At 62.3% G+C, this 24193-nt stretch carries 27 protein-coding genes and 2 pseudogenes; 18 read left to right on the top strand and 11 right to left on the bottom strand.

What is annotated here, in order from left to right; translation table 11 throughout:
• The first annotated feature begins 291 nt into the window (after nucleotides 1-291).
• From ABIA90_RS43165 to ABIA90_RS43150, 4 genes are read left to right on the top strand one after another with little or no spacing between them, the layout of a single operon-like run.
• Nucleotides 292-597, top strand: a complete 306-nt coding sequence (locus tag ABIA90_RS43165; protein ID WP_354121861.1) for a BufA1 family periplasmic bufferin-type metallophore — start codon at nucleotides 292-294, stop codon at nucleotides 595-597.
• 42 nt (nucleotides 598-639) lie between these two features.
• The gene (gene bufB / locus ABIA90_RS43160) at nucleotides 640-1548 is read left to right on the top strand and encodes an MNIO family bufferin maturase (RefSeq protein ID WP_354121862.1); all 909 of its coding nucleotides are present in this window, start codon (nucleotides 640-642) and stop codon (nucleotides 1546-1548) included.
• Entirely contained in the window at nucleotides 1538-2320 is a 783-nt protein-coding gene (locus ABIA90_RS43155) for an HvfC/BufC N-terminal domain-containing protein (protein ID WP_354121863.1), read from the top strand. Before bufB ends, ABIA90_RS43155 begins: the two co-directional genes overlap by 11 nt.
• Nucleotides 2317-2835: a DoxX family protein gene (locus ABIA90_RS43150; protein WP_354121864.1), complete on the top strand. Its 519-nt coding sequence runs from the start codon at nucleotides 2317-2319 to the stop codon at nucleotides 2833-2835. The genes ABIA90_RS43155 and ABIA90_RS43150 overlap by 4 nt, the downstream gene beginning before the upstream one ends.
• A gap of 80 nt (nucleotides 2836-2915) precedes the next feature.
• On the opposite strand, the gene ABIA90_RS43145 is transcribed toward ABIA90_RS43150, so the two are convergent.
• The 3 genes from ABIA90_RS43145 to ABIA90_RS43135 form a co-directional block, all read right to left on the bottom strand.
• Nucleotides 2916-3155, bottom strand: a complete 240-nt coding sequence (locus tag ABIA90_RS43145) for a DUF2798 domain-containing protein (protein WP_354121865.1) — start codon at nucleotides 3153-3155, stop codon at nucleotides 2916-2918.
• 106 nt (nucleotides 3156-3261) lie between these two features.
• Nucleotides 3262-4413, bottom strand: a complete 1152-nt coding sequence (locus ABIA90_RS43140; RefSeq protein ID WP_354121866.1) for a patatin-like phospholipase family protein — start codon at nucleotides 4411-4413, stop codon at nucleotides 3262-3264.
• Nucleotides 4414-4481: 68 nt separating this feature from the next.
• Nucleotides 4482-5306 (bottom strand): 3-hydroxybutyrate dehydrogenase, encoded by an 825-nt coding sequence (locus ABIA90_RS43135; protein ID WP_354121867.1) that lies wholly within the window; start codon nucleotides 5304-5306, stop codon nucleotides 4482-4484.
• Nucleotides 5307-5497: 191 nt separating this feature from the next.
• Between ABIA90_RS43135 and ABIA90_RS43130 the strand changes: the two genes are divergently transcribed.
• On the top strand, nucleotides 5498-6385 hold the full coding sequence (locus ABIA90_RS43130) for a LysR family transcriptional regulator (protein WP_354121868.1): 888 nt from the start codon (nucleotides 5498-5500) through the stop codon (nucleotides 6383-6385).
• 42 nt (nucleotides 6386-6427) lie between these two features.
• On the opposite strand, the gene ABIA90_RS43125 is transcribed toward ABIA90_RS43130, so the two are convergent.
• A complete protein-coding gene (locus tag ABIA90_RS43125; protein ID WP_354121869.1) occupies nucleotides 6428-7144 on the bottom strand; it encodes a peroxiredoxin-like family protein in 717 nt (238 codons plus the stop codon).
• Nucleotides 7145-7228: 84 nt separating this feature from the next.
• The gene (locus ABIA90_RS43120) at nucleotides 7229-7510 is read right to left on the bottom strand and encodes a hypothetical protein (RefSeq protein ID WP_354121870.1); all 282 of its coding nucleotides are present in this window, start codon (nucleotides 7508-7510) and stop codon (nucleotides 7229-7231) included.
• A gap of 228 nt (nucleotides 7511-7738) precedes the next feature.
• On the opposite strand from ABIA90_RS43120, the gene ABIA90_RS43115 reads away from it, so the two are divergent.
• The 5 genes and pseudogenes from ABIA90_RS43115 (at nucleotide 7739) to ABIA90_RS43090 (ending at nucleotide 11571) form a co-directional block, all read left to right on the top strand.
• Nucleotides 7739-8233: a DUF302 domain-containing protein gene (locus ABIA90_RS43115; protein ID WP_354121871.1), complete on the top strand. Its 495-nt coding sequence runs from the start codon at nucleotides 7739-7741 to the stop codon at nucleotides 8231-8233.
• Nucleotides 8234-8326: 93 nt separating this feature from the next.
• Entirely contained in the window at nucleotides 8327-9469 is a 1143-nt protein-coding gene (locus tag ABIA90_RS45665; protein WP_502917523.1) for an FAD-dependent oxidoreductase, read from the top strand.
• A pseudogene (locus tag ABIA90_RS43100) lies at nucleotides 9400-9714 on the top strand (oxidoreductase dimerization domain-containing protein); the annotation flags it as partial. The gene ABIA90_RS45665 and the pseudogene ABIA90_RS43100, both read left to right, overlap by 70 nt.
• Before the next feature lie 50 nt (nucleotides 9715-9764).
• Nucleotides 9765-10247 carry a cupin domain-containing protein gene (locus ABIA90_RS43095; RefSeq protein ID WP_354121874.1) on the top strand — a complete coding sequence of 161 codons (483 nt, stop codon included), beginning with the start codon at nucleotides 9765-9767 and terminating at the stop codon, nucleotides 10245-10247.
• A 112-nt stretch (nucleotides 10248-10359) separates the two neighbouring features.
• Complete coding sequence (locus ABIA90_RS43090; RefSeq protein ID WP_354121875.1) at nucleotides 10360-11571, top strand: MFS transporter; 1212 nt, start codon at nucleotides 10360-10362, stop codon at nucleotides 11569-11571.
• A 64-nt stretch (nucleotides 11572-11635) separates the two neighbouring features.
• On the opposite strand, the pseudogene ABIA90_RS43085 reads toward ABIA90_RS43090, so the two are convergent.
• Nucleotides 11636-12128: pseudogene (locus ABIA90_RS43085) on the bottom strand (peroxiredoxin-like family protein).
• Nucleotides 12129-12202: 74 nt separating this feature from the next.
• Between ABIA90_RS43085 and ABIA90_RS43080 the strand changes: the two are divergent.
• A complete protein-coding gene (locus tag ABIA90_RS43080) occupies nucleotides 12203-13084 on the top strand; it encodes a helix-turn-helix transcriptional regulator (protein WP_354121876.1) in 882 nt (293 codons plus the stop codon).
• 311 nt (nucleotides 13085-13395) lie between these two features.
• Here the strand turns inward: ABIA90_RS43080 and ABIA90_RS43075 are convergent, their stop codons facing one another.
• The 3 genes from ABIA90_RS43075 to ABIA90_RS43065 form a co-directional block, all read right to left on the bottom strand.
• Nucleotides 13396-13653, bottom strand: coding sequence for a response regulator transcription factor (locus ABIA90_RS43075; RefSeq protein ID WP_502917528.1), 258 nt, complete (start codon nucleotides 13651-13653; stop codon nucleotides 13396-13398).
• A gap of 216 nt (nucleotides 13654-13869) precedes the next feature.
• Nucleotides 13870-14052, bottom strand: coding sequence for a hypothetical protein (locus tag ABIA90_RS43070; protein ID WP_354121877.1), 183 nt, complete (start codon nucleotides 14050-14052; stop codon nucleotides 13870-13872).
• Nucleotides 14053-14432: 380 nt separating this feature from the next.
• Entirely contained in the window at nucleotides 14433-14819 is a 387-nt protein-coding gene (locus ABIA90_RS43065) for a response regulator (RefSeq protein ID WP_354121878.1), read from the bottom strand.
• A 300-nt stretch (nucleotides 14820-15119) separates the two neighbouring features.
• Between ABIA90_RS43065 and ABIA90_RS43060 the strand changes: the two genes are divergently transcribed.
• The 7 genes from ABIA90_RS43060 to ABIA90_RS43030 all read left to right on the top strand — a co-directional run bounded on the left by ABIA90_RS43060 (nucleotide 15120) and on the right by ABIA90_RS43030 (nucleotide 22030).
• Nucleotides 15120-15629, top strand: coding sequence for a hypothetical protein (locus ABIA90_RS43060; protein ID WP_354121879.1), 510 nt, complete (start codon nucleotides 15120-15122; stop codon nucleotides 15627-15629).
• Nucleotides 15626-16573, top strand: a complete 948-nt coding sequence (locus ABIA90_RS43055) for a sensor histidine kinase (protein WP_354121880.1) — start codon at nucleotides 15626-15628, stop codon at nucleotides 16571-16573. Before ABIA90_RS43060 ends, ABIA90_RS43055 begins: the two co-directional genes overlap by 4 nt.
• Nucleotides 16558-17928 (top strand): sigma-54-dependent transcriptional regulator, encoded by a 1371-nt coding sequence (locus ABIA90_RS43050; RefSeq protein ID WP_354121881.1) that lies wholly within the window; start codon nucleotides 16558-16560, stop codon nucleotides 17926-17928. Before ABIA90_RS43055 ends, ABIA90_RS43050 begins: the two co-directional genes overlap by 16 nt.
• A gap of 196 nt (nucleotides 17929-18124) precedes the next feature.
• A complete protein-coding gene (locus tag ABIA90_RS43045) occupies nucleotides 18125-18760 on the top strand; it encodes a hypothetical protein (RefSeq protein WP_354121882.1) in 636 nt (211 codons plus the stop codon).
• 44 nt (nucleotides 18761-18804) lie between these two features.
• Nucleotides 18805-19410 carry a hypothetical protein gene (locus ABIA90_RS43040; protein WP_354121883.1) on the top strand — a complete coding sequence of 202 codons (606 nt, stop codon included), beginning with the start codon at nucleotides 18805-18807 and terminating at the stop codon, nucleotides 19408-19410.
• 52 nt (nucleotides 19411-19462) lie between these two features.
• Nucleotides 19463-20746: an MFS transporter gene (locus tag ABIA90_RS43035; protein ID WP_354121987.1), complete on the top strand. Its 1284-nt coding sequence runs from the start codon at nucleotides 19463-19465 to the stop codon at nucleotides 20744-20746.
• A 51-nt stretch (nucleotides 20747-20797) separates the two neighbouring features.
• Nucleotides 20798-22030, top strand: a complete 1233-nt coding sequence (locus tag ABIA90_RS43030) for an arsenic transporter (protein ID WP_502916686.1) — start codon at nucleotides 20798-20800, stop codon at nucleotides 22028-22030.
• 286 nt (nucleotides 22031-22316) lie between these two features.
• Here ABIA90_RS43030 and ABIA90_RS43025 read toward each other — a convergent pair whose 3' ends face one another.
• Complete coding sequence (locus tag ABIA90_RS43025; RefSeq protein ID WP_354121885.1) at nucleotides 22317-22679, bottom strand: VOC family protein; 363 nt, start codon at nucleotides 22677-22679, stop codon at nucleotides 22317-22319.
• Nucleotides 22680-22691: 12 nt separating this feature from the next.
• Complete coding sequence (locus ABIA90_RS43020) at nucleotides 22692-24173, bottom strand: multicopper oxidase domain-containing protein (protein ID WP_354121886.1); 1482 nt, start codon at nucleotides 24171-24173, stop codon at nucleotides 22692-22694.
• Between the last annotated feature and the right edge of the window lie 20 nt (nucleotides 24174-24193).

Here is a 24193-nt window from a genome sequence, read left to right as displayed (position 1 = left end):
TGGCGACGCCAACTGGTATGGCTATACGCGGTGCGCGCCCGTTCGTTACATCTCGCAAATGCCCGAAGCCCCCTCCAATGCCCGCTGGCTAACGTCTCGATAGGGATAAGGCATTGGCCTTGTCCGGCCGCTTCCCCGCTAATCCGCCCCAAGCGCACCCTGTCGTGCGCGGCGCGCAACGGTCTCACAGACTCGTGAGCGGCTGACCCGGTAACGAAGGCTGCAGCGGGAACGAATGAGGCCATGCGCCTTCGCCTGTCGAGGCGAAGCAACCCCGAGAGGAGAATTCTCATGTCTGCCAAAACCACCATCAGTTCGCTCGTCCTCGCCGGCGCCGTCTCCACCGCGCTCGCGACACTGGCCTCCGCCGCCCCCCTGACCAAGGCGGAGGCCGATGCGGCCGTCGCCGCCAAGAAGGAGAAGTGCTTTGGCGTCGCGCTGAAAGGCCAGAATGACTGCGCGGCGGGACCGGGCACGACCTGTCAGGGCACCTCGACGGTCGATTTCCAGGGCAACGCGTGGAAATTCGTCCAGGGCGGCACCTGCACTAGTATCGAACTGCCGGGCGGCAAGAAGGGTTCGCTGAAGCCGGTTTGACACGGCAATTCAACACATCACCACAACAGCGGAGGGAGCGACATGAACGCGGCGATCAAGGCTCGGGCGTCTGCGACTATTCCCCTCCGCTTTTCCTTGCCCCTCGGCGGCGTCGCCGGGACGAGCTTCAAGCACGAGCATCTCGGCGCAATTATCGGCGAGGGTCCGCAGCGCGGCTTCTTCGAAGTCCATGCCGAGAACTATATGGGCGCGGGCGGTCCGCCGCATCGAACGCTGGAACGCCTGCGCCGCGATCATCCAGTCTCGGTGCACGGCGTCTGCATGTCGATCGGAGGGCCAGAGCCGCTCGACCGCGCGCATCTGGCGCGCTTCCGCGGTCTTGTCGCACGCTATCAGCCGGCGCTGGTGTCCGAACATCTGGCGTGGTCGACGCATGAGACCAGCTATTTCAACGATCTTCTGCCCCTACCTTACACACAAGCGACGCTCGATCGCGTCTGCGATCATATCGACGAGGTGCAGGAGGTGATCCGGCGACCGATCCTGCTGGAGAACCCGTCGACTTATGTCGCGTTTCGCGCTTCGACCATGAGCGAGACCGATTTCATCCGCAGCGTCGCACAGCGCACCGGGTGCGGCCTTTTGCTCGATATCAACAACGTCTTCGTCTCCGCGACCAATCACGGCTTTTCGGCCTTGCAATATCTCGCCGACTTCCCGCTTGCGCGCGTCGGCGAGATTCATCTCGCCGGCCATGCCGAGCAGAGCGACGACGAAGGCGACGTGCTGCTGATCGACAGCCATGACGGTCCGGTTGCGGACGCCGTATGGAAGCTGTTCGAAATCGTCATCGCGCGCTGCGGCCCCATTCCGACGCTGATCGAGTGGGACAGCAAGATCCCGGACTGGCCGATCTTGAAAGCCGAGGCGGAGGCAGCCCAGGCAATCCTCGATTGCTGCGATACCGTGGGGGATCGCCATGCCGCTTGAGCAGCACGCCTCTTATGCGGCCGCCTTCGCGCCGGCGCTGCTCGATCCTGCGCACGAGGTGCCATCCGTCGTCACCGGGCCGAACGGCAAGGCGGCGGCCAAGCGCTACAACGTCTACCGCAACAATGTCACGGTCAGCCTGATCGACGCGCTCGCCGCGACCTATCCGGCGGTGCAGCGCATCACCGGGGCCGATTTCTTCCGCGCCATGGCGCGCTTCCACATCCGCGAGACACCGCCGACATCACCGCTTCTGTTCGAATACGGTCGTGATTTTCCGGCCTTCATCGAACGCTACGAATACGCGCAATCGTTGCCCTGGCTCGCCGACGTCGCCCGGATCGAACGGGCCTGGCTCGATGCCTATCACGCCGCCGACGCCGCGGCGTTTTCCCCGATCCCTTTGTCCAAAGTCGCGCCGGACCAATTGGCCGATCTCGTCTTCACGACGCACCCGGCGACGCGGATCATACGCTCGTCTTCCGCAGCGGTGACGATCTTTTCCGCCAACCGCGGGACGGAACCCGCAGGCACCATCGACGCCGCGACGCCGGAAGACGCGTTGATCACGCGACCGGACTTCGACGTCACGGTGCGACGGTTTCCGCCTGGCGGCGCGATCTTCCTGGCCTGCCTGACGTCGGGACGCCCTCTCGGCGAAGCTGCCGCGGCGGCGCTGGAGGATTTCCCGGCTTTCGACCTTGCCACCAACATCGCCGGCCTGATCGAGGCCGGCGCCTTCACCTCGGTGACTTCCGGAGACGCAAGATGACGGAACAACGCATCGCGGCGGGCAGCGGCCAGCCATCGCTCGGGCACTTCGCCGAGAAGGCCAGTCACCTGGTCCAGACGATCGCCGCCCCGTCGATCGTCCAGCTCGTGCTGCGCGTGGCGCTGGCGGTGCCGTTCTGGCGCTCCGGCATTCTCAAATGGGACGGCTTCCTCAAGCTGAGCAATACCGCCGTGACTTTGTTCAGCGACGAGTTCATGCTGCATCTTCCGGGCGGCCCCTATCATTACCCGACGCCGACGGTGATGGCGTTCGTGTCGGGATGTGGCGAAATCCTGTTTCCGATCCTGCTGGTCCTCGGCCTCGGCACGCGGTTCGCGGCGCTCGGACTGCTGCTCATGACCGTCATCGTCGAGCTCACCGTGCCCGACGGCTGGCCAGTTCACATCACCTGGGCGGCCATGGCGCTCGCCATCATGGCTTACGGACCGGGGCGCGTCTCGCTCGATCACTTGGTGGGCAAACTTATGGTCTTGCCGGATAAATCGCGCGCTTAAAAATTGAATCCGTAGGTGCGCGGGCCAAGGTCGGATCTGCGCATCGGTCTCGCAGTGGAATAGCGGCGACCCAGTTTCACTTAGCTCGCAGGCTCGTCCCGCGTCAGAGCGAGCGATAGCGACCTTATTGCGGGCGCGGCGAGCAGAACCACCGGCGACATCGCTGCCCACGAAATCAGCCACGAGGCGAACCAATTCCAAAGGAAATGACCGGTTGCAATCGATGGATTGCTCGCGATCCCTGCGGCAATGAAGCAAGTCAAGCCAGACTGGATGGCTCCAAAAACGAAATGGCTATAGCGCCGCGGAATAGCAAACATAGGTGGCCCAGACCTGATGCGGTGGGAGGCTATGCTACTTTTCTCTCTTGCAATTTCAATAGGTTCAACCAGCCTCCGACTTCGAACAGCTGAACCGGCTGTGCGATCACTCCGCCGCCATCGGCATCTCTTCCATGTGCTCATGCAACACCACGCCTGACAGGGGGTCGAATTCGCCGACCCACGGCTTGCGTTTGAGCACAGACCTGGTGTGAGCATAGCCGGCGTCCCAGCGCCGCATGATGCCGGACGGGCTGAAGTCGATGTCCTTGGTGTGGGTCTCGTGATCGAGCTGCGGCGCGAGAAGCCGCACTACATGCATGCGGGTCGGGCAACCGTAGCTCATCAACTCGCGCACTGCCGGGTTGCTGCGCTCGCTTTCGGGAAGTCGCGCGGCCAACTGATTGATGACGTGGCGCAGGCGATGCGCCTGCTGCTGGCGCGCGATCTGGCTCGCAATCCGGCTGGAATATTGCACGTCCTTGTGCCGGTTCAGCACCTCCGCCATCGTGGTCGGCTCGGCGCCGACGGGATTCCACAAGTGCACCGCGAAGATCAGCGAGTTCTGGCGCGGGTTGTCGTCGAACACGGCCTCCGTCGGCGTGTTCGAGAGAATGCCGCCGTCCCAGTAGAACTCGCCGTCGATCCGCACCGCCGGGAAAGCCGGCGGCAACGCGCCGGACGCCATCACATGCTTCACCGTCAGTTCGCCATCACGGCTGTCGAAATAGCGCATCTGGCTGGTGCGCACATGCGCGGCGCCGACGGTGAGCCGCGGCGTGCAGCGATTGACCAGGCTGAAGTCGACGAGCTCGCGCAGCGTCTTCTCCAGCGGAGCGGTCGAATAGAAGCCCGCGTGATCGGCGCCGAGCGGATAGGAATCGCCGGCATGCGCCAGCGGGTTGGGCCGGAAGAAGCCAGGAATGCCGTTGGTGACGGTCGACCAGTAGGCGAGCTTCTCGTTGAAGCCCGGAAAGGCGGTGCGCAGATTCCAGATCGGATTCTGCTCCATCCGCTTCCAGAATTCTTTGAGCCGTGCGAGCCGGGCCTGTGGCTCATTGCCGGCGATCAGACTGGCGTTGATCGCGCCGATCGAGGTGCCGATGATCCAGTCCGGCTCGATTAGGGCTTCGTGCAGCGCTTGGTAGACGCCGGCCTGGTAAGAGCCGAGCGCGCCGCCGCCTTGCAGCACCAGCACGACCTGGCCCGGCAGGTCCGTTGACCTGATGCTCTGCGTATTGCCTTGCATGCCGTTCATGTTCTGCTCCCGGTGAGCTTGCAGCTGTCGAATATTCGCAAATCGCTGCGATTTGTTACGCGTGCCCATCAATGCGCGGTCCAGCCGCCGTCGACCGGCAGCGCGGTTCCGGTGATTGAGGCCGCAGCCTCGGTCGATAGGAACACGGTGAGCGCGCCGAGCTCTTCCACCGTGGCAAAGCGCTTGTTGGGTTGCTGCGTGAGCAGCACGTCGCGGATCACCTGATCGCGGGAAATGCCGTGCGCCTTGGCCTGGCCGTCGATCTGCGCTTCCACCAGCGGTGTGTAGACATAGCCAGGGCAGATCGCGTTGCAGGTGATGCCTTCTTCGGCCGTCTCCAGCGCCGTGACCTTGGTGAGGCCGACGATGCCGTGCTTAGCCGCAACATAGGCCGCCTTGAAGGGCGAACCGACGAGGCCGTGAGCTGAGCCGATGTTGATGATCCGCCCAAAACGGTTCTGGCGCATTGCCGGTAGCGCCAGCCGCGTGGTGTGGAAGGCCGACGACAGGTTGATCGCGAGGATCTGGTCCCATTTCTCGACAGGGAATTGCTCGAGCGGCGCGACGTGCTGGATGCCTGCATTATTGACGAGAATATCGAGCCGGCCGGATTGTGCGACGGTGGCGGCGATCATCTCGGCGATCGAGTTCGGCCTGGCCATATCCGCCGGCGAAAAGCTCGCCTTGACGCCGAACTCGGCGGCGATCTGCTCGCGTACCTTCCCGATTTCGGCGAGAACGCCAAGGCCGTTCAGCACGACGTCGGCGCCGGCCGCGGCCAGCGCCCGCGCGATACCGAGCCCGATGCCGCTGGTCGAGCCCGTAACCAGAGCGACCCTGCCGGCAAGTGCCCGTAAGGACTGAGACGTCTGCGGTTTGAGGGGAATGTCCATGGCCGAAACCCTCCGTTGGCGATGGCCGGCCTGATGACCGACCTCTGACTTTCGCAAACTCTGAGGGATCGCCTGCTCAAACGGAAATGCCGGTTGGCTTCCGAAACCATACGTGGACGCTATTGCGGTTGGGATGTCATTCGCGGCCCCTATCGGGTAGATTCCGGGTCGATCTTGCCGGGAGCCAATCCATGGAAATGCACCAGGTCCGCTATTTCCTCGCGGTGGCGCAACTCTTGAATTTCACCCGCGCCGCCGAGGAGTGCAATGTGACGCAGCCCTCGCTGACGCGCGCCATCAAGCAGCTCGAGGCGGAGCTCGGCGGCGACCTGTTCCGCCGGGAGCGGCCGGCGGCGCAGCTGACCGAGCTCGGCCAACGCATGCATCCGCTCCTGAAGCAATGCTACGAGGCCGCGGCCGGTGCCCGGTCGCTGGCCTCCTCGTTCAAAAGCGGCGAAATCGGCGCGCTGCGCGTCGCGCTGACGCATTCGATCGATCTGGCGCTGCTCATTCCCCATCTCAACCAGATCAAGCGCCAGTTCAACCGGCTCGAATTCCGCTTCCTGCGTGGCTCGGGCCGCGAGGTCGCTGAATACTTGAAGAAGGGCGAGGCCGAGCTCGGCATCGCCGCCGAGATCGATGAGGCCTGGGAGCGGCTCGATGTCTGGCCGCTGTTCACCGAGGATTTTGAGCTCGTCGTCAGCAAGGGCCATCGGCTGGCAGCACACAGCAATATCGAATTCGACGATCTGCGCTCGGAGCAGTTGCTCAGCCGGAATTATTGCGAGCATGCCAAGCGCATCTCGGCGAGCCTGCGCGAGCACGGCATCGACGTCGATCACAGCCACGAGATTTCCTCGGAGCGCGATCTAATCGAGCTGGTCGAGGCCGACATCGGCGTCGCTATGGTACCGCACACCTCGCCGGTGCCGGCGAGCCTGAAGCGGGCTGCGGTTGCAGGACTGGACGCCCGCCGCACCGTCAATCTCTACGGCGTCGCCGGCCGCCAGCGCACCGCCGTCGCATCAGCCGTGATGCGCATGCTGCGCGGCGCGGACTGGCGCGAGATTGCGGGATAGCGCTTACCGACTCCTCTCCCCGCAAGCGGGGCGAGGTGAAGATCAATGCTCCCTGCTCGCCTGCTCCAGCGCCTTGAGTAGATCATCGATCTCCATACGCTTGCGGAAGTCGGGATCGACGAAGCGTGCTTTCACGAGGCCGTCGCGACCGACGACGAACACCGCCGGGATCGGCAACATCCAGCCATCATTGCCGTGAAAGCGCGCCATGTCCTGATAGGACAACAGCCGCTGGATCTCGGTTCCCAGCCAGATTGCAAGGTTAAGGGACAGTGCATAGCCGTTGTCGAGATCGGTCAGCACCGGGAACGGCGCGCCGGAATCCGCCTTGAAAGTTCCGGTGAATTCCTGCGTCTCCGGCATGATGGCAACGATGTGCGCGCCCATCGCCCTGATGCGGTCTTGCGCCTGGATCACCGCGCGCACGTTCAGCCGGCAAAAAGGGCACCAATGGCCGCGAAAGAACATGACCGCCACCGGGCCGCGCGCGAGCAGCGACGGCAGCGTGACCAGCCGCCCCTTGTGGTCGGGCAACATGAAGGGCGGCATCACCTCGCCCGGACGCGGCGCATCCTCGCCGCCGCCGTTCTCGGTAAGTCTTGCCACTAGGCGATCGACCGCCTCGCCATAGGCCGGAAAGATCTCGCGCCCGGCATCGGCATAGGCTCGAAGCTGCTCGTTCAGCGTTCCCTCCATGTCACGGCAGCGCTGGAAGGCAAGCTTGAGCCGTTCGGCATCGACTGGTGAAAGGGACGTCATCTTCCGCTCCGGCACAGGAGTTGGACCTATTATTTCGCATTTCGGCCGCCCCGCAAGGGGCGACCATCGCGCGAGGCGCTATAGTCAGTTCACGTAAAAATTGCCGGTCGGATCGAGCCTGCCGGAGGTGTAGTAAAGCGAGCCGTTGTCCATGAAGAACACCGTATTCTCGGGCACCTTCTTCGCGTGCTTCATCATGGACTCGTGGTTCTTCTCAGTTGAGGCCAAGGCCATGGCCGACATTTTGCCCGGCCCATCATAGAGATAGGCCATACCGGACTTGAACTCCCACGGCGTCTGCGCGAATGCGGCTGTGGCGATCACAAATGCGCCGGCGGCGATGAGGCTCTTGGGCAGCTTCGTCATTGGATGTTCCTCCTGACATGAACGCCCGCTGATCGGGCGCTCTGCCATCGAATGCCCGTTCACAGAGGAACGGAAATGCCGATGCCCAATCGGTTTGATAGCCGCTGCCTATCGCGCACGCGATAGCGTGGGGCTATCGCCTCAAGAGCCAGACGGCATTTCACCTCCTTGAAGTCGGCGCCCATCCTGCACGCAATCCCGAGCGGCCCATTTAGAGGAGGAAACGCCATGAATCGTCTCATCACCTCACGTCTTACAAATTTCGCGACCTCGCTTCTGCTGTTGTTCCTCTTGTTTTCGGCAGCGACATCCGTCGCGCGGGCCGACAGCGATGATGGCATCGTCCGCCTGAAGAGCGCGGTACCAATGTCGGAAGCGATCAACCGCATCAAGTCGGACATTGCCGCCAAGGGCATCAAGTTCTTCCTGGAGGTCGATCAGTCGAAACTTGCCGCTGACGCCGGCATCAAGCTCCGGCCTTCCACCCTGCTCATCTTCGGCAATCCGCCGCTCGGTACTCAATTCATCACCGCTAACCCCAACGCGGGGCTGGACTGGCCGGTTCGCCTGCTGCTCACGCAAGACGACAATGGCGACGTCTGGGCCGTATGGACCGATTTCGATTGGATCGCCAAGCGGCACAACATCGGGAATCGCGAAGCGCAGTTCAAGATGGCGACCATGGTGGTCAAGTCCATCACCTCCACCATCACAACCAAGTAGCACGCAGCGAAGAATGCCCCGGCGTCGGACCGCATCGAAAGCGCGGCCCGGTCGCCCAAGCGACGCTCTCATCCGGCATTGGAGACCCGTCCTATGACCAGCGAGACATTCGACGTGGTGATCCTGGGCGGCGGCAACGCCGGCCTTTCGGTCGCGATGATTGAGCCTCGCGATCTTGGCGGCACTCGCCCTAACCGTGGCTGCACACCCAAGAAGATTCTGAACGCGGCAGGTCAGGCCCTGCACGACATCGAACGCGCGTCCGCTCATGACATCACGGTCGGTAAACCCTGGCTTGATTGGGCCGCGCTGATCGACCGTGAGAAGGCGATGATCAAGGATATTCCTACGAACCTCGCCCGCGCGATGGCGCGCCGGAACGTCGACGTGATCGGGGGCCATGGCGCCGTCGTCGCCTCCAACGCAATCCGCGTCGGGCGATCGCGTGCTCGAGGCCCGGCATGTCGTGATCGTCACCGGATCCAAGCCGCGATCGCTGCCAATTCCTGGCGCCGAGCACATGATCACCTCGGACGAGATGCTGAGCGATCACGAGCTGCCGGTATCCGTGGTCTTCATCGGCGGTGCGTGATCTCGTTGGAATTCGGTCATGTCTTTGCACGCGCCGGTGCCGCGGCGGTTCTCGAGGCGCTGCCGCAGCTCCCCCCGGCGATGGACCTTGATGCGGTCGCGCAACTGCAGGCGGAGAGTGAGCGGATCGGCATCAAGATCAGGACCGGCGTCGCCGTCCAGCGGATCGAGGCGGCCGGCGGTCGGCTTCGGGTGGTCTTCACCCATGGTGGTATCGAACAGTCATTCGAAGCCGATCGTGTTGTCAACGGCGCCGGCCGGATCGCCAATGTCGACTCACTCGATCTGGCGAGAGGTCAGGTCGAGCACGTAAACGGCCGGATCGCCATCGATCGACACCTGCGCTCGACCTCGAACCCTCGAGTCCACGTCTGCGGCGATGCCATGCCGATCTCGCCGCAACTGTCGCCGATTGCAACCTATGAAGGCGACATAGTCGGCCGCAAAATCGTCGACGGACCGAAACACACGCCCGACTACGCGGGCATGGCGACGTCGGTCTACACCGTGCCGGCGCCGCCGCCGTCGGCCTCACCGAGGAAGCGGCGCGGCAGACTGGCTATGCAGTCGACGTTCACGTCAACGACATGCGCGACTGGTTCTCGTCGCGATCATATGCCGAGACCATCGCCTGGTCGAAAGTGATCGTCGATCGCGCCACAGATCGCATCCTCGGCGCGCATTTCGTCGGCCATGCCGGCCAGGAGCTGATCAACGTCTTCACTCTCGCCATCAAGGTCGGCATCACCGCAAAGCAACTGCGCGACAACGTCTACGCCTATCCGACGTTTTCGGCCGACATCAAGCACATGCTGGGCACGCATAGCGGCTCGCTATCGTTTCGAAAGACACACGGCATTTCAAGGAACGCTCAACTTCGGCGAAGCTGATCTCATAGCCGGCGACCAGTGAGGTTACGGCCAACAGAGGAGACCTCCCTATGTTCAAGAACTTCGAATTAGCGCGCGTTGTCTGGCCTGGCCTTGCCCTCATCGGCGCGCTCACGCTCACCATGCAGCCCGTGCTCGCGGGCGAGTGCCCGGCCGGCAAGGTCAAGCCGAACGCGCAGCCGATGGTCGACTACAAGCCGGTCGGCGTCACCGACGTCACGCTCGGCTCGATAGACCTTGGCAAGCAGCCTGCGCACATCGAGGGCCGCGAGCTGCGCTTCCGCAAGCTGACCATCGAGCCTGGCGGCATCGTGCCCTGGCACAGCCATGACGATCGCCCGGCTTTGATCTTCGTGCAGCAGGGCGAGATCGTCGAATACGCCTCCAACTGCATCGACCCGATCGTGCACAAGGCCGGCGATCTCCGCCCTGAGGTCTTCGGCACCTCGCACTGGTGGAAGAACCTCGGCAAGGAGACCGTCATTCTCTATGTCGGCGACGTCCGCAAGGATCCGCGCGACCACAACATGTAACGAGCGCTCCCAGCCCCAGCCTCGTTACCGGATGTGATGACCCGGGATCCCCCGTGCCGCCCCGCACGCCGGGCGTCACATCCTCCTTTGAAGCCCTATGAGAGGTCGCGCAATGACCGAAATGTCCGCCCGCATGAAGTCGGTTGCGATCAAGATGCAGGAGCATTCGTCAGGCCTCGTGGTTCGCTACCTCGTGATCGGACTGACCGCATTCCTGACCGTCGTCGATCTGTTCGCAACGCAAGCGATCCTCCCTTCCCTGACGCGCCACTACGGCGTGACCCCGGCGGAAATGGGATTTGCAGTCAATGCCAGCACATTCGGAATGGCAATCGCAGGTCTCGTCGTCGGCTTCTTCAGCCCGCACATTGACCGAAGACTCGGCATCCTTCTCAGCCTGACGCTACTCGCGATCCCCACAAGCCTGCTTGCGATCGCGCCTAATATCACCGTCTTCACGATACTGCGCGTAGCGCAGGGTCTGTGCATGGCTTCCGCATTTACCTTGACGTTTGCGTACCTTGGTGAGCAGTGCAGTGCTATGGACGCCGGCGGCGCGTTTGCCGCCTACATCACCGGCAACGTTGCCAGCAATCTCATTGGCCGGCTGGTCTCCGCCGCAGTTGCCGACAGTCTGGGCCTGGCCTGGAACTTCTATTTCTTCGCGACCCTGAATCTCGCCGGCGCTGCCTTGGTCTACTTCTCCATACATCGCGTGCAGCCAATGCAGGCGATGACGGCAATCGACTCGCCACTTGGCGCCATGCTCGCGCATTGGCGAAATCCTCGGCTACGCGCAGCCTACGGTCTCGGCTTTTGCATCCTGTTTGCTTTCATCGGTACTTTCACATTCGTGAACTTCGTTTTGGTACGGCCACCACTATCGGTCGGCATGATGGACCTGGGCCTTGTTTACTTCGTGTTTCTGCCGTCGATTTTCACCACGCTGCTCGCAGGAAAGGCCGTCGCGTGGCTCGGGACTCGCCCAACGATCTGGACCGCCCTCGGCGTTGCCGTGATTGGCCTCCCTCTGATGCTGACGTCGCATCTGCCTCAAGTTCTGACTGGAATGGTACTGGTCGGCGTCGGAACGTTCTTTGCGCAGGCCGCAGCGACCGGATTCGTCGGCCAGGCCGCCAGCGAGAGCCGGGGAATTGCCAGCGGCACTTATCTCGCCTGCTACTTCCTTGGGGGGCTTGTCGGTACCGCGGTTCTAGGCCGGCTCTTTGACTCACTGGGATGGACCGCTTGCGTGATCGGCGTTGGAGCGTCTCTTGCTCTAGCCGCTGTGCTCACGCTGGCGTTGAAACCGAAATTGCGCTGACACGGGCTTGGGCGATTTAGAGCGGCAAGTTGCGGCAGCCCAGCGAGCCCGACGTTCGGCATTCTCATACAGCGCCGATATATTCGCCGCGCGCCGGATAGTCGTTCTTGATGATGAAGTCGAACGCCTGAACCATCTCGCCGAAGTTCGGCCGCGGGTCGGATCAGGAAGACGCCGGGTTCGGAGAAGAGCGCCGGCTCGTCGATACCAATTGAGGTCTTGCCGCACGAGGCGGAAATGTAGAGGCCCCATTCGCGTGCCCTGGCAAGGCTAAGTCCATACCCGAAGCGAAGCTTCGAGGCACTCACCTTCTCGGCCATTGCCCGCGCCCGCTCCTCGTTGTCGGAGCTGATCGCAATCGTGCTCACGCCGCGCTCAGCGAAGGCTGGAGAATGGCGTTCCAGCTCCTTGAGATAGTTGGCGCAGATCGGACAGTGCAGGCCGCGGTAGAAGCAGACGAGCGTGAAGCGCTGTGGCGCCTCGTTGGCGAGATCGAAGAGGCCACCGTCGAGCGTTTCGACGGAAAGTTCGGGAGCCTTCTGGCGGGGGATCAGCATAAGAGGTCCTTTTTGCGAGGGGGCCATCTCCTGGCCTCTTGCGACAACGAGCTCTTTCTGCCAGATTTTAAGATATGAAATATCCAGAAAACATGATTGAAAGTCCAATTGCCGCGAAACGCGACCGGCTCGCCGCTTTCTTCGAGACCTTCGACCTGTCGGTGGTCGTGGTTTCGACCGAAGCACCGGGCGCGACAGCCAACCTTGTCGTGGCCGGCGAGGCTGGCGTGGCGGAGCGGGTGCTCTTCCATTCGCGAGGCGACACCCTCGCCGATCCCGACCTGCTCGTCGCCGCGGCGGTCGACTTCGGAGGAACAACGAACCCTCTGGTGAATGCCCTGCCTGAAACGGTCGATGTCGACCTCGACGGGCGCCCAGCCTTGCAGGCCTTGGTCGAGGCCTTCGTTACCGAGGGACAGGGCAATCGCTGCGGGCGGCGGGTCGCCCTGAAGCGGCTCTGCGAATTGATCGTGCTCTTGGTGCTGCGGGAAGCGATCGACACGGCCGCGACGAACCCGGGTCTCCTTGCCGGCCTTTCGCATCCCTCCCTGCACAAGGCAATCGTCGCGATACACGACGAGCCGGCGAAACCTTGGAGCGTCGAGCAGTTGGCCGAAATCGCCGGCATGTCGCGCAGCCGGTTCATGGAGCTCTTTCCTAAAGTCCTAGGCACGACGCCCGCCGCCTATCTGAACGCCTGGCGCCTCACGCTCGGCCAGCGGCAACTTATGCGCGGCGGGCACGTGAAATCGGTGGCTCGTCGTGTGGGTTTTGGGAGTGCCGCCGCCTTCTCGCGGGCCTATTCCAGGATGTTTGGCCATTCTCCGATGTCTACGCGAGGTGCGCAGCAGGACATCGGCAGTGCCGGCCCAAGTGCGGAAGGGTGGTCGATTGGCGCCAGATCGGTGAGTCTACGTCGGCCCGATTCGAGCGCGCCAGGCGCAGAAGGACCTTGATCGGCGTGGAAGAGCCCGCGAGCTTCTCCCAGCCGGCGGTCCATCTTATCCGGCCGGATAGCACGCTCTACTTCGGTAGCGCGAATGCCCAGCGCACTGGAGAGGTAAATTCGCTAACGTTCCCATTGGCCCCAACATACCTCGTCCACAACGCCGCAGGGATTCTCACGGCGCCCGTTCTTGCGGCACCGTCCCCCGCGGCGGTTCGGGGGACGGAAAGCCTCATCGAAATGATACGATGAGTGATGCAGGAAACAATAGGTTCCATTGCGGCGCAAGAGAGCGAAAAATACCAAGCTCCTAGTAGCGCATCATCTTTCCTGATCCCGGAAATCGAGCGGGTGGCGGCTGCGTCGTTTGGCGCCCAGTGCATCCGCCGTGATGCCGCGCTCACGCGCCCATATGATCGCAGCGCTGCGACGGTTGACGCCAATCTTCCGATAGAGCGATGCGACGTGATTTCGTACGGTATTTTCCGACAGTTTCAGATGTTCGCTCATGTCGATATCGCTCTTTCCCTGACATATCAGGGCAAGGACCTCGCGCTCCCGCTCGCTGAGAAAGTCCAGGTCTTGAGATGTATGGTTCTTTGAGCCGTCTGGCGGAGACCTCTGAGCTTGTCGATGACATTGCGAGTAAACGATGAGGTATCGGCCAAAACCGCTTCGAACGCCGCCAACAGGTCACGGTTGGCCTCCTTGGTTTCCTGAATCACGCAGACGACGGACGGCTCGCCATTAATCGTCAAACTGGCAGCCTCCACGAAGCAGTCGATCGCTATCGAATCAGACTTTTGGAGCGGCAGGACCAGATTCCTGCAGTTCGCCGTTCACACGGCGGCGTGTTTTCTCGTCCATCCAAACGATCTGTCCATCGGCATCGGCAAGAATAACGCCGCCGCTCAATGCTGAAGCAATTTGTTCCCGTCGCTCATTATCGCGCGCATCATCGCTCACCACCTGGTCCATGGCTGTCCCCTGCGTTGCTTGATGTCTCTGTATGGTTGGGTCGCAGTACTAACGTCGACAAAGAAACCTAGTTCCTTTCCACTAAGTCCCTGGTAGTTATGCGCCAATAGCAGTCCCTCGCGATCGAGGGATGTCGAAAAACGGCGCAGCGTCCTATTTCCGACGATCCAATCCGCGGCTGATAACCACAAGCGAGATGCGCGAACCATCCGGCCGCGGCCGGATCATGCTCCGGCGCGACGGACGCATGCTTTGTGTGAATCGGCGCCGAAGGAGGCCCCGCAACGCCAAGCGGATCGAAGCGATTGTTGTGCCGATCAGCGTCGGCAGCCACGTCGATTGACAATCAAATGAAATTTGGGCGAAGGCGTTAAGGCGCCCTAAGTGGTGGACGTGCCGGCGTTGAGAAGCTGGGACACGGCGGTGACAAGCTGCGCCGGCGCGAAGGGCTTGGTCAGGAGAATGCTGTTGGGGACGCCGTTGGCGGCCCAGTCGTCCGCGCTATCGCCGGTCATGTAGACGACCGGAAATGCCGGATCGATTTCTCTGGCGTGCTTGGCGATTTCCCAACCCTCGATCTTCCCATTCAATTTGATGTCAGTAACCAGGGCGCGGTATTTGGGCTTGCTCGCATCGAGCAAACTCACCGCCTGCTCGCCGGAAGAAGCGATCGCAACTTCGAAGCCGCCTTCGATGAGAGCGTCTTTGACGATGTCTTGGACCATATGGTCGTCTTCGACCACCAGAATGGGAAGGGGTTGATCCAAGCTCCAACTCCTGGGCTTCATTGCCTGCGGGATGACGCAAAACACAAGGATCGGTTCCCTTAGAAAAGTCCAAAAGTGAACACAAGACCCCACCCGCGGTTCCCATGCTCGGCCCTCGCCCCTCGATCGCGGTAGGCCCCCCTGCGCCGAGGTGCTGGCGGCACCGATCCTTGCCTTCGGCCTTAATCGCCCCGAGAAATCCGTCCGCCTAAGGTGTTTAATTCAGACGGTCGCTTCAGGACCGTCTGGATGGTAGGATCCGACCAGACGGTAGACTGCTTCAATTGGGTCGGAGCTTTGATGCGATCTCTTCGGTCCCGGCTGCTTGCCCTTTGGATCATGTTGGTCGTTTCGGGCGCGACAACCGCCTACCTTTTGTTCGAGTCGTTCCGACAGACCTCCGATGCACGGGTTGCCCGGTCGGAGGAATTGGTGGCGCGCGCTTGCCGCGACATCGCCGACCGCTACCAGTTCTTCGTCTCGGGCTGGTCCGGCGGGCCGATCGACGACCGGTTGAAACAGGAGTTCGTCACCTTGGTCCGCACAGCCCTGGTTAATGCCGTGGGTGTCGAGGGCGGAGTCTGGCAGGCCGATACAGGGTCGCTCGCTTATGCATTCCCCACCTATGAAGGCACCGGCCCAAAGACCGACCTTCCGGCAGCGGAATCGGACACCATCCGCGAGGTGAACGCAGAAGCCTTGCGGTCGGCCGCCCCGCCATCATTCGCCAAACCGGTCGGTCACAAGTACTGCTGGTGCAGGCGTGCCCGCTGCGAGGGCCCCTCCAAGGTGTTACGGCCTGGACCATGACTCGAACGTTTACAGCCGAAGGGCCCGCCTACAAGCAGTTGCTCACGGGTCTGGCCGTGCTGGTCCTGACGATCTTCGGTTCCGCGCTATGGCTCGCGCGCGTGCTGCTCTCTTGGTCGCGCAAGATCGCGCTGATTGAGGACACGCTCGGCAAAGGCAAGAGCGGTTTGGTCGATCTTCCGACGCTACCGCGGACGGGCGAACAAGAACTCGACCGGCTGGTGGACGCATTGAACAACACGGGCGAGAGGCTTGCGCACGAGCGACAGCGCGCCACCGGTGCCGAGCGCCTTGCCGCCGTCGGGCGGCTTTCTGCCGGGCTTGCCCATGAAATCCGCAACCCAATTGCGGCGATGCGGCTGAAAGCCGAGAATGCGCTCGCCGCCAGCGATGACGCCCGAAAAGCGAATGCGCTCGAAGCAATCCTGCACCAGGTGGGCCGGCTTGACCGTCTGTTACACGATCTTCTTGCAATGACCCAGGCCAGCGAGCCGAAACTTGCGGATGTCGAACTTTCGTCCTTCCTGAAGAGCACCCTGGAGAGCCACCGGGAGTTGGCAACTGCCAAGGGGCTGTCCTTGAAGGCTGGAACCGAGGACCAATATAGTCCGTTACCTCAGCTTGATCCGTTTCAGATGCAGCGGGCTCTCGACAATCTGATCCTCAATGCCATCCAGAATACGCCCGGCGGCGGACGGGTCTGCGTGGATGCTCTTCGTCAAGGAGACAAGCTATTGTTGCGCGTGAGCGATACCGGCCCGGGCGTGAACGAGGAGGTTCGCGACCGCCTGTTCGAGCCGTTCGTAACGGCCAGGCCAGACGGGACGGGGCTCGGGCTTGCTATTGTCCGTGAAATCGCCCGCGCCCACCATGGAGATGCCCGGCTTGCCCGCAGTCACAGCGGCGCCACCTTTGAGATCGAAGTGCCATGGCGACCGTCCTGATCATCGATGACGACGCAGCCCTGCGGGATGGGCTATCGGAGACGCTGACCGATCTCGGCCACACGCCCCGGACGGCATCCTCCGGCCGAGAAGGACTGGCTGCCCTCTCGGGGGCAATCGATGCCGTGCTCCTTGATCTTAGGATGCCGGGCGGGCTCGATGGGATCGACGTTCTCCGCCGCATACGTTCGCAGGCCGCTGCGCCGCCGGTCGTGGTGCTAACCGCATTTGCGAGCGCCGAGAACACGATCGAAGCCATGCGGCTCGGCGCCTTCGACCATCTCACCAAGCCGATCGGACGAGACGAACTGAGAACCCTGCTCGATCGCCTGCCTTCGCGCACGCGTTCGGCGCTCAGCACGAGGCAAAGCAGCCCAGACGCGCTCGTCGGGCTGAGTGACGGCATGCGGCGTGTGCAGAAAGCGATCGGCCTTGCCGCCGACAGCCAGGCCACGGTTCTCATCCGTGGCGAGACGGGTACGGGGAAGGAACTGGTGGCTCGCGCTCTGCACGTTCATAGCCAGCGCAAGGATCATCCGTTCGTTGCGGTCAACTGCGCTGCGATCCCCGCGGACCTGCTTGAAAGCGAGTTGTTCGGCCATGTGAAAGGATCGTTCACCGGCGCGACCAGCGACCGCGCCGGCGCCTTCCGCGATGCTGAGAACGGAACACTGTTTCTCGACGAGATCGGCGACATGCCTCTTGCCATGCAGGCGAAAATTCTTCGTGCCCTGCAAGAGCGGATCATCACACCCGTCGGCGGCAAGCCGGTCCCGATCTTCGCACGCGTGATCGCGGCAACCCACCGGGACCTGTCAAAGCTCGTGGCAGCCGGACAATTCCGCGAGGATCTCTACTATCGCCTTAATGTCGTGCCGATCGCGATTCCGCCGTTGCGCGAGCGGCCCTCCGATATCATGCCGCTGGCCGAGCATTTTCTTCTCGCCGCTTCGTTCGGATCTTCGGGCAAGCAGCTAACCCCTGCAGCAATCGAGACGCTCTCGCGATACGATTGGCCCGGCAATGTTCGGGAGCTTCGCAACGTCATCGAACGCGCTTGCGTGCTGACGAGGAGCGACATCATCGATGCCTTGGATATCGACACCGGCGCGGGGGGAGGACAATCCCCGACGGCCACCTCTCAGCTCGAGGCCGACTTGCCTGCAGCCGTGGCAAAGCTGGAAGAGATCATGATCCGAACAGCGCTCCAAGCCTGCGGCGGCAATCGGACGGAAGCCGCGCGCCGTCTCAACATCAACCGCCAGCTGCTTTACACCAAGATGCAGCGCTATGGTCTCGCTGACGGCGAGCCGTCAGGAAAGGCGACACCCCCCGTCGGGAAAGACGACAGCTAAAGTCGCCGCGCTCAAGAAAACTCCTTCAAAATCAACGATGTCATCGCTTGGCACGGCGGTTGCTGAACCCTAGGCATCGGCGACTTCGTCGCAAACTTGAGGGAGTTTTCAGATGAACAAAACACGTATGCTGCGGTATGCGCTTCTCGCCACGACCGCGGTGGGTGCGAGCCCCTGCGCTTAGACCGTGGGAACAGTGTGGGATTCCTCGCAGCTTCCGGAAACACGAGGCACGGTCAGACAGTACACGCTTACCCCGCGCGGCGACGTCGACGGCCTGATTCTGATCGACGGTACGGAAGTCAAGCTGCCGCCGCATCTCACTGGGCAGATCGTCTTCGCTATCCGGCCGGGCGACGCGGTTTCGATCAGGGGGCTGCGCGCACGCGCCATTCCGCTGATCGATGCAACGGCGATCACGAATGTCGCGACCGGCAAGAGCGTCGTCGACAACGGACCGCCGGGCGGCGGCCGCGATCGCGGCGGGGACACACAAGCCGTCAGCGGCAGGATTGCCTCGACCTTGCACGGCAAGCGGGGTGAAGTGAATGGGGCGCTGCTCGAGGACGGCACCGTGCTCCGCCTTTCCCCACCCGAGGCAGAGCGCTTCGAAGGGTGGCTGCGGCCGGGACAAATGGTTTCCGTCCGCGGCGACATGCTCGATACCGCACTTGGCAGGGTGATCGACGTGCGCGCACTCGGTAGCTCGCCGGATCAGATGACCGAACTCGCCGGGCCTCGTCCGCCACGAGGCCCCAAGGACGGCCCCGACCGGCCCGGTCCGCCTCCCCCGCCGCCCGGCTTTGGGCCGCCTGCCCCGCCGCGGGGCTGATCACACCGGCAAGTCGCACTCAACAGACCAAACAGGAGACACTGATGCACTGGATTGACCCCGAGAGCCTGCCGGAAGTCGCCGGCACTGTCGAACGCTTCATCCTCAATTCTCATGGCGAGGTCGATGGCTTTGTCATGCAGGACTACAAACACGCGCCCATCCTCGTTCACACGCCCCCGCACCTGGAAGACGAGCTCACCCGCCATGTGAAGATCGGCGGAAAGGTCGGCGTGCGCGGCGTGCGGCCGCGCAGCGCGAAGCTCATTGCGGCAGTGGCCGTTAGTGCCGAGAACGGAGCGCAGATCATTGATAAGGGTCCGCCTCACGACCGCAAATCCCGCAAGCCGGACCATCGAAAAATGAAGGTCGAAGGAATCGTGCGGCTCTCGCTGTTCGGTCCGAAGGGCGACCTTCGCGGCGCGCTTCTGACCGACGGCGACATTCTGTGCATCGGTCCGAAGGAGGCCGAGCGGATTGCCGTACTGCTCGCGCCGGGCGCAAGAGTTGCCGCGAGCGGCGATGGCGTTGAGACCGGGCACGGTCGCGTCATCGCGGTGGGAGCGATCGGCATCGCAATGGATGAGCTTCGGCCGGTCGAGAGGCCGAAGCCCAAGCATCCTAAGCACGATCACGCGGCACACGGCTAAAGCCGGCATGCCCGTCGGGAGAAGATGCCGGAATCACCTCGAGGTTTGCCAAATGGCGCAAAGAGCCAATCAGAACCGACAAGCAAACCACGCGCTTGATGCCGCCAACTTCTTCCTCGCCGACGTTCGCGATGGGCTGGGGCCCTATCTCGCGATCTATCTCTTGACCGAGCAAAAATGGGATGAAGCCCGGATCGGCATGGTGATGTCAATCGCTGGCCTTGCTGGTGTCGTCGCGCAGACACCGGCGGGCGCGCTAATCGACACAACGAAAGCCAAGCGCCTCGTTATGGTGACTGCCGCCCTGGTCGTAACGTTGGCGTCGCTGTTGTTGCCGATGTTTCCGAGCTTTTGGGCGGTCGCGATCTCGCAAGGCGCTGCGCACGCGGCGGGCGTGATCTTCCCGCCAGCGATTGCCGCCGTGTCGCTGGGTGTCGTCGGCCATCGTGCCTTTACCGCGCGGATCGGCCGCAATGAGACTTTCAATCACGCCGGCAATGCTACGGCCGCCGCGATCGCAGGTCTTTCGGCCTACCTGTTCGGTCCGACCGTCGTTTTCTACCTTCTGGCCATGATGTCGCTCGCTAGCATCGTAAGCGTATGGGCGATACCGGAAAGCGCCATCGACCATGACCTCGCGCGCGGGCTGCACGACGTCGGGCCTGGGACCGCGCAGGTGCAAGACCAACCAGCCGGGCTAAACGTCCTCCTGACTTGCCGGCCGCTGCTGATCTTCGCAGTCTGCGTAACGCTTTTCCACCTGTCGAATGCAGCGATGCTGCCCCTCGTGGGCCAGAAGCTTGCGCTTCAGGACAAGAATCTCGGCACCAGCCTGATGTCGGCCTGCATCATTGCGGCTCAGATCATGATGGTGCCGATGGCGATGTTGGTCGGTGCGAAAGCCGATGACTGGGGTCACAGGCGGCTTTTCCTCGCCGCGCTCCTGATCTTGCCCATCCGTGGCGCGCTTTACACCCTGTCGGACAATCCCGCTTGGCTCGTCGGGGTGCAACTTCTCGACGGCGTCGGAGCTGGAATTTTCGGCGCTATCTTTCCGGTCATCGTCGCCGATCTCATGCGCAACACCGGGCGGTTCAACGTCGCGCAAGGCGCGGTCATCACGGCACAGAGCATAGGCGCGGCGCTCTCGACATCGCTTTCGGGACTGGTCGTCGTCGGGGCGGGCTATAGCGCAGCTTTCCTCACGCTCGGCGCGGTGGCGGCCATTGGAGCGGCGATTTGCTTCCTGACCTTGCCGGAAACTCGCAATTTTAGTCGAAGGTCGCGTCGTTGGCAGCGGGTGGCGGGATCGACCACCGGCGTCGCGGCGGAGTAGTCACCACATCCATCGAGGTCTCCTTTGCTAGTCGCTGCGTACCAAACAACCATCGCCTCGAGCATCATCATCCTGGCTACCGCGGGGGTCGTCGTCAGGCCGTTTCGCCTGCCAGAAGCCATCTGGTCGTTGGCCGGCGCCGTTGCGCTGGTGCTCTTTGGGCTTCTGCCCTGGGACGGCGCGCTCGATGGAATCCGCAAGGGTCTCGACGTTTATCTATTCCTAACCGGCATGATGCTGATCGCGGAACTCGCCCGGCAAGAGGGCCTGTTCGACTACCTTGCGGGGCTCGCGGTCGAATACGCGCGGGGCTCGCCGCAGCGGCTCTTCCTGCTGGTTTACCTGGTTGGCACGATCGTCACGGTCCTGCTGTCAAACGACGCCACAGCCATCGTGCTGACGCCCGCGGTATATGCGGCAACCCGTGCCGCAGGGGCTTCGCCACTGCCCTATCTGTTCGTCTGCGCCTTCATCGCCAATGCGGCGAGCTTCGTGCTGCCGATCTCGAACCCCGCCAATCTGGTGGTGTTCGGCGAACGCATGCCGCATCTGGCAGAATGGTTGCGCCAGTTCGCGCTGCCTTCCGTGGCGTCGATCGCGGTCACCTATGTCGTGCTGCGGCTGACTCAGCACCGCGCGCTGAAAGCCGAAAACATTGAACGCCGGGTGACGCACGCCCGGCTCAGCCGGGGCGGTCGGCTGACCGCCTGCGGTATCGCCACCATCGGCATCGTGCTCATCGGGGCCTCCGCGCTCGACGTTCGATCGGGATTGCCGACGTTCATCTGCGGGGTGGCCACGACTGTCGCCGTGCTCTTGCTGAGCCGTCAATCACCGTGGCCCGTGTTGAAGGGTGTTTCCTGGAGTGTTCTGCCGCTGGTGGCCGGCCTGTTCGTGATGGTGGAAGCCCTGACGCGCATCGGTGCGATCTCGCATCTAAGTGAGATGCTTCGCGGCTCGGTCGACCATTCCGTAGCAAAGTCGGCATGGGCAGTGGGCATCGCCACTAGCATCGCCGACAATATCGCGAATAATCTGCCGGTCGGCCTGGTCGCAGGATCGGTAGCGACCAACGATCACCTTCCTGCATCCGTGATGAGCGCAATGCTGATCGGCGTTGATCTCGGACCCAACCTGTCGGTCACGGGTTCACTCGCCACCATCCTCTGGCTGGTGGCCCTGCGCCGGGAGAAGATGGATGTCAGCGCCTGGCGCTTCCTGCGGCTCGGTCTGTTGGTGGCGCCGCCAGCGCTGCTCGCCGCTTTGGCCGCCGCGATCTGGTGAGTGGTCAAGTGCTCGCCAAACCAACCGCGCCTTCGCACCAAAAACCGACAACTACCGGAAAAACCGTGCTCGCCGAGGAAAGGGTGCCATCGATTGTTCAACCATGGTCTGACACCCTTCGAGCCCAGTCGGATGCTATCCCCAGCTATCATCACTCAACATCTTCGCCACTAGGACAGCAACTCTGTCATCGGAACAGAACAGTCGTTCGAGGAACGGTCTGATGGTAGCGGGACGATATGCCGAATCCCGTGCAGCGCGTTCCCCGCACACATTAATGCCCCGGCTAAAACAGTTCGATCGGATTGCCCGACGGATCGTCGAGCAGAAGTTGCGAACCGCCTACCCCTTTCAGTATTTCGTTACGAAAGCCCAGCCCGCTTGTGCGCAGTCGATTTGCTTCCGCCTCGATATCGCTAACCGTAAGCAGGATCCGGTTCCAGCCACCGGGGACCGGACGCCGGCCATCCGGCATGGGGCGCGCTCCGGAGCTACCTTGACCGCTCAGCAACAATCGAAGGCCTTCGCGGATAACGGAGGCAAAGGCCGGCCGAGCATCCTGCTCTAACGTGAAGCCGAGATGCGTGACGTAGAATTCAATCGACGCGGCGACGTCATCCACAATGTAGCGGACGCTTACGTTTTTCATTTTGGCCTCCTTTCAGGCGCAGACATATTGCCCCATCATCCCGGCATCCTCGTGCTCAAGAATGTGACAGTGATACATGAAAGGATGCTCCCGCGTCGCGGGGTGATTGAAGGCAACCAAAAGTTCGGCCTTGTCCTCGACGAGAACCACATCCTTCCACCCCGCTAGATGAGCAGGAGGTGGCGCGCCCGCCAGCGACAGAATCCGAAATGACGCGCCGTGCACATGAAACGGATGAGCCATGCCGACCGAGACGATTTCCCAGGCTTCAAGTGTGCCAAGCTGGGTCTCGGCGTCAATACGGGCCAGATCATGGGTCTTGCCGTTGATGCACATGCCGGGCAGCATGCCCATTTCCGTCGGTCGTTGACCTCCGCATATCCCGCTGTCCAGCACGAACTGGCGGCGGCGAACGGCCTTGGCTGAATCGGCTGCAGCAGGCTCAACTAGATGCGTCGGAAAATCTCTTACTGTTGCCGCCGCCGCCGTCGGTTCAAAGCGCAGGATCGAGACAAACGCGGCGCTCCCGTCCGGCGACACCGCGCCAAAGATACCCATGAGTGTGTCAGGGCCGGTCTCAAGCATGACTGGTTTGCGGTCGGCGAAATCGACTAGGATTTCGAATCGTTCCGCGGGAGAAATTCTGAGCTGCTTCACCGCGACCGGCGCTGAAAGGAATCCGGCGTCTGACGCTATGACACGAAACTCGCGACCGTCGCTGAACCGCAGGTCGAAATTTTGCGCGTTGGCTGCATTGAGAATTCGTAGCCGCACCAAACTGCATGGGACCTGGGCGACGGGACGAACCACGCCATTGACGATGATGGTGCTGCCCCGGCTGCCATACTGGATCGTTTGAGGATCGGGATCGCGATCGTACAAAAGCGACCCGTCGGTATCGAACGATCGATCCTGAATGATTATGGATAAATCGTCCAACCCGTATGTGTGCGGCAGACCGAGGCTGATGTCCGAGCCGTCGTCGACAATGATCAGTCCGGTGAGACCCATATAGATTTGCCGGGCCGTGTCATGGTGCAGATGGGGATGAAACCATGCAGTTGAAGCTGGCTGTTCAATCCTGAGTCTCGGGCGCCACATACTGCCCGACTTGATGATCTGATGCGGTCCGCCATCAACATTCCCGGGCACCAGAAGCCCGTGCCAATGGACTGTCGTATCAACGTCAAGCGCATTCTCGATCGTCATCTCCACCTCATCGCCACGGCGCAGGCGGATGACCGGTCCGAGGACGGGTCCCGAATAGCCATAGGAGCGTGTCGGCTTGCCCTGGAGGTAGGAATGCCGTCCGGACGCGACCTTCAGTTTTACTGCGTTGCCTTGCTTGGCCGCATCGATCAGCAGAGGAATGGGCAAGCGCGTGTTGAAGCGCACCGACTCGCTTTGCGCGACGTGAGCGCCGATGACTCCGCCGACGAGACCGCCCGATACGATTGCGGCAGATCCATTTGTAAATTGGCGTCGGGTCAGCATCGATTGCAGAACTCGCCTCT

Origin of the sequence: Bradyrhizobium sp. LA6.8, from assembly GCF_040547935.1 — a bacterium.
In the GTDB taxonomy this organism is placed as follows: domain Bacteria; phylum Pseudomonadota; class Alphaproteobacteria; order Rhizobiales; family Xanthobacteraceae; genus Bradyrhizobium; species Bradyrhizobium barranii.
This window is presented reverse-complemented; position numbering and strand designations above follow the sequence as displayed.

Excerpts from the sequence above, each read along its gene's own strand:
- ABIA90_RS43165 (WP_354121861.1), top strand. The coding sequence starts at position 292 with ATGTCTGCCAAAACCACCATCAGTTCGCTCGTCCTCGCCGGCGCCGTC.
- bufB (WP_354121862.1), top strand. The coding sequence starts at position 640 with ATGAACGCGGCGATCAAGGCTCGGGCGTCTGCGACTATTCCCCTCCGC.
- ABIA90_RS43155 (WP_354121863.1), top strand. The coding sequence starts at position 1,538 with ATGCCGCTTGAGCAGCACGCCTCTTATGCGGCCGCCTTCGCGCCGGCG.
- ABIA90_RS43150 (WP_354121864.1), top strand. The coding sequence starts at position 2,317 with ATGACGGAACAACGCATCGCGGCGGGCAGCGGCCAGCCATCGCTCGGG.
- ABIA90_RS43145 (WP_354121865.1), bottom strand. The coding sequence starts at position 3,155 with ATGTTTGCTATTCCGCGGCGCTATAGCCATTTCGTTTTTGGAGCCATC.
- ABIA90_RS43140 (WP_354121866.1), bottom strand. The coding sequence starts at position 4,413 with ATGAACGGCATGCAAGGCAATACGCAGAGCATCAGGTCAACGGACCTG.
- ABIA90_RS43135 (WP_354121867.1), bottom strand. The coding sequence starts at position 5,306 with ATGGACATTCCCCTCAAACCGCAGACGTCTCAGTCCTTACGGGCACTT.
- ABIA90_RS43130 (WP_354121868.1), top strand. The coding sequence starts at position 5,498 with ATGGAAATGCACCAGGTCCGCTATTTCCTCGCGGTGGCGCAACTCTTG.
- ABIA90_RS43125 (WP_354121869.1), bottom strand. The coding sequence starts at position 7,144 with ATGACGTCCCTTTCACCAGTCGATGCCGAACGGCTCAAGCTTGCCTTC.
- ABIA90_RS43120 (WP_354121870.1), bottom strand. The coding sequence starts at position 7,510 with ATGACGAAGCTGCCCAAGAGCCTCATCGCCGCCGGCGCATTTGTGATC.
- ABIA90_RS43115 (WP_354121871.1), top strand. The coding sequence starts at position 7,739 with ATGAATCGTCTCATCACCTCACGTCTTACAAATTTCGCGACCTCGCTT.
- ABIA90_RS45665 (WP_502917523.1), top strand. The coding sequence starts at position 8,327 with ATGACCAGCGAGACATTCGACGTGGTGATCCTGGGCGGCGGCAACGCC.
- ABIA90_RS43095 (WP_354121874.1), top strand. The coding sequence starts at position 9,765 with ATGTTCAAGAACTTCGAATTAGCGCGCGTTGTCTGGCCTGGCCTTGCC.
- ABIA90_RS43090 (WP_354121875.1), top strand. The coding sequence starts at position 10,360 with ATGACCGAAATGTCCGCCCGCATGAAGTCGGTTGCGATCAAGATGCAG.
- ABIA90_RS43080 (WP_354121876.1), top strand. The coding sequence starts at position 12,203 with ATGAAATATCCAGAAAACATGATTGAAAGTCCAATTGCCGCGAAACGC.
- ABIA90_RS43070 (WP_354121877.1), bottom strand. The coding sequence starts at position 14,052 with ATGGACCAGGTGGTGAGCGATGATGCGCGCGATAATGAGCGACGGGAA.
- ABIA90_RS43060 (WP_354121879.1), top strand. The coding sequence starts at position 15,120 with ATGCGATCTCTTCGGTCCCGGCTGCTTGCCCTTTGGATCATGTTGGTC.
- ABIA90_RS43055 (WP_354121880.1), top strand. The coding sequence starts at position 15,626 with ATGACTCGAACGTTTACAGCCGAAGGGCCCGCCTACAAGCAGTTGCTC.
- ABIA90_RS43050 (WP_354121881.1), top strand. The coding sequence starts at position 16,558 with ATGGCGACCGTCCTGATCATCGATGACGACGCAGCCCTGCGGGATGGG.
- ABIA90_RS43040 (WP_354121883.1), top strand. The coding sequence starts at position 18,805 with ATGCACTGGATTGACCCCGAGAGCCTGCCGGAAGTCGCCGGCACTGTC.
- ABIA90_RS43035 (WP_354121987.1), top strand. The coding sequence starts at position 19,463 with ATGGCGCAAAGAGCCAATCAGAACCGACAAGCAAACCACGCGCTTGAT.
- ABIA90_RS43025 (WP_354121885.1), bottom strand. The coding sequence starts at position 22,679 with ATGAAAAACGTAAGCGTCCGCTACATTGTGGATGACGTCGCCGCGTCG.
- ABIA90_RS43020 (WP_354121886.1), bottom strand. The coding sequence starts at position 24,173 with ATGCTGACCCGACGCCAATTTACAAATGGATCTGCCGCAATCGTATCG.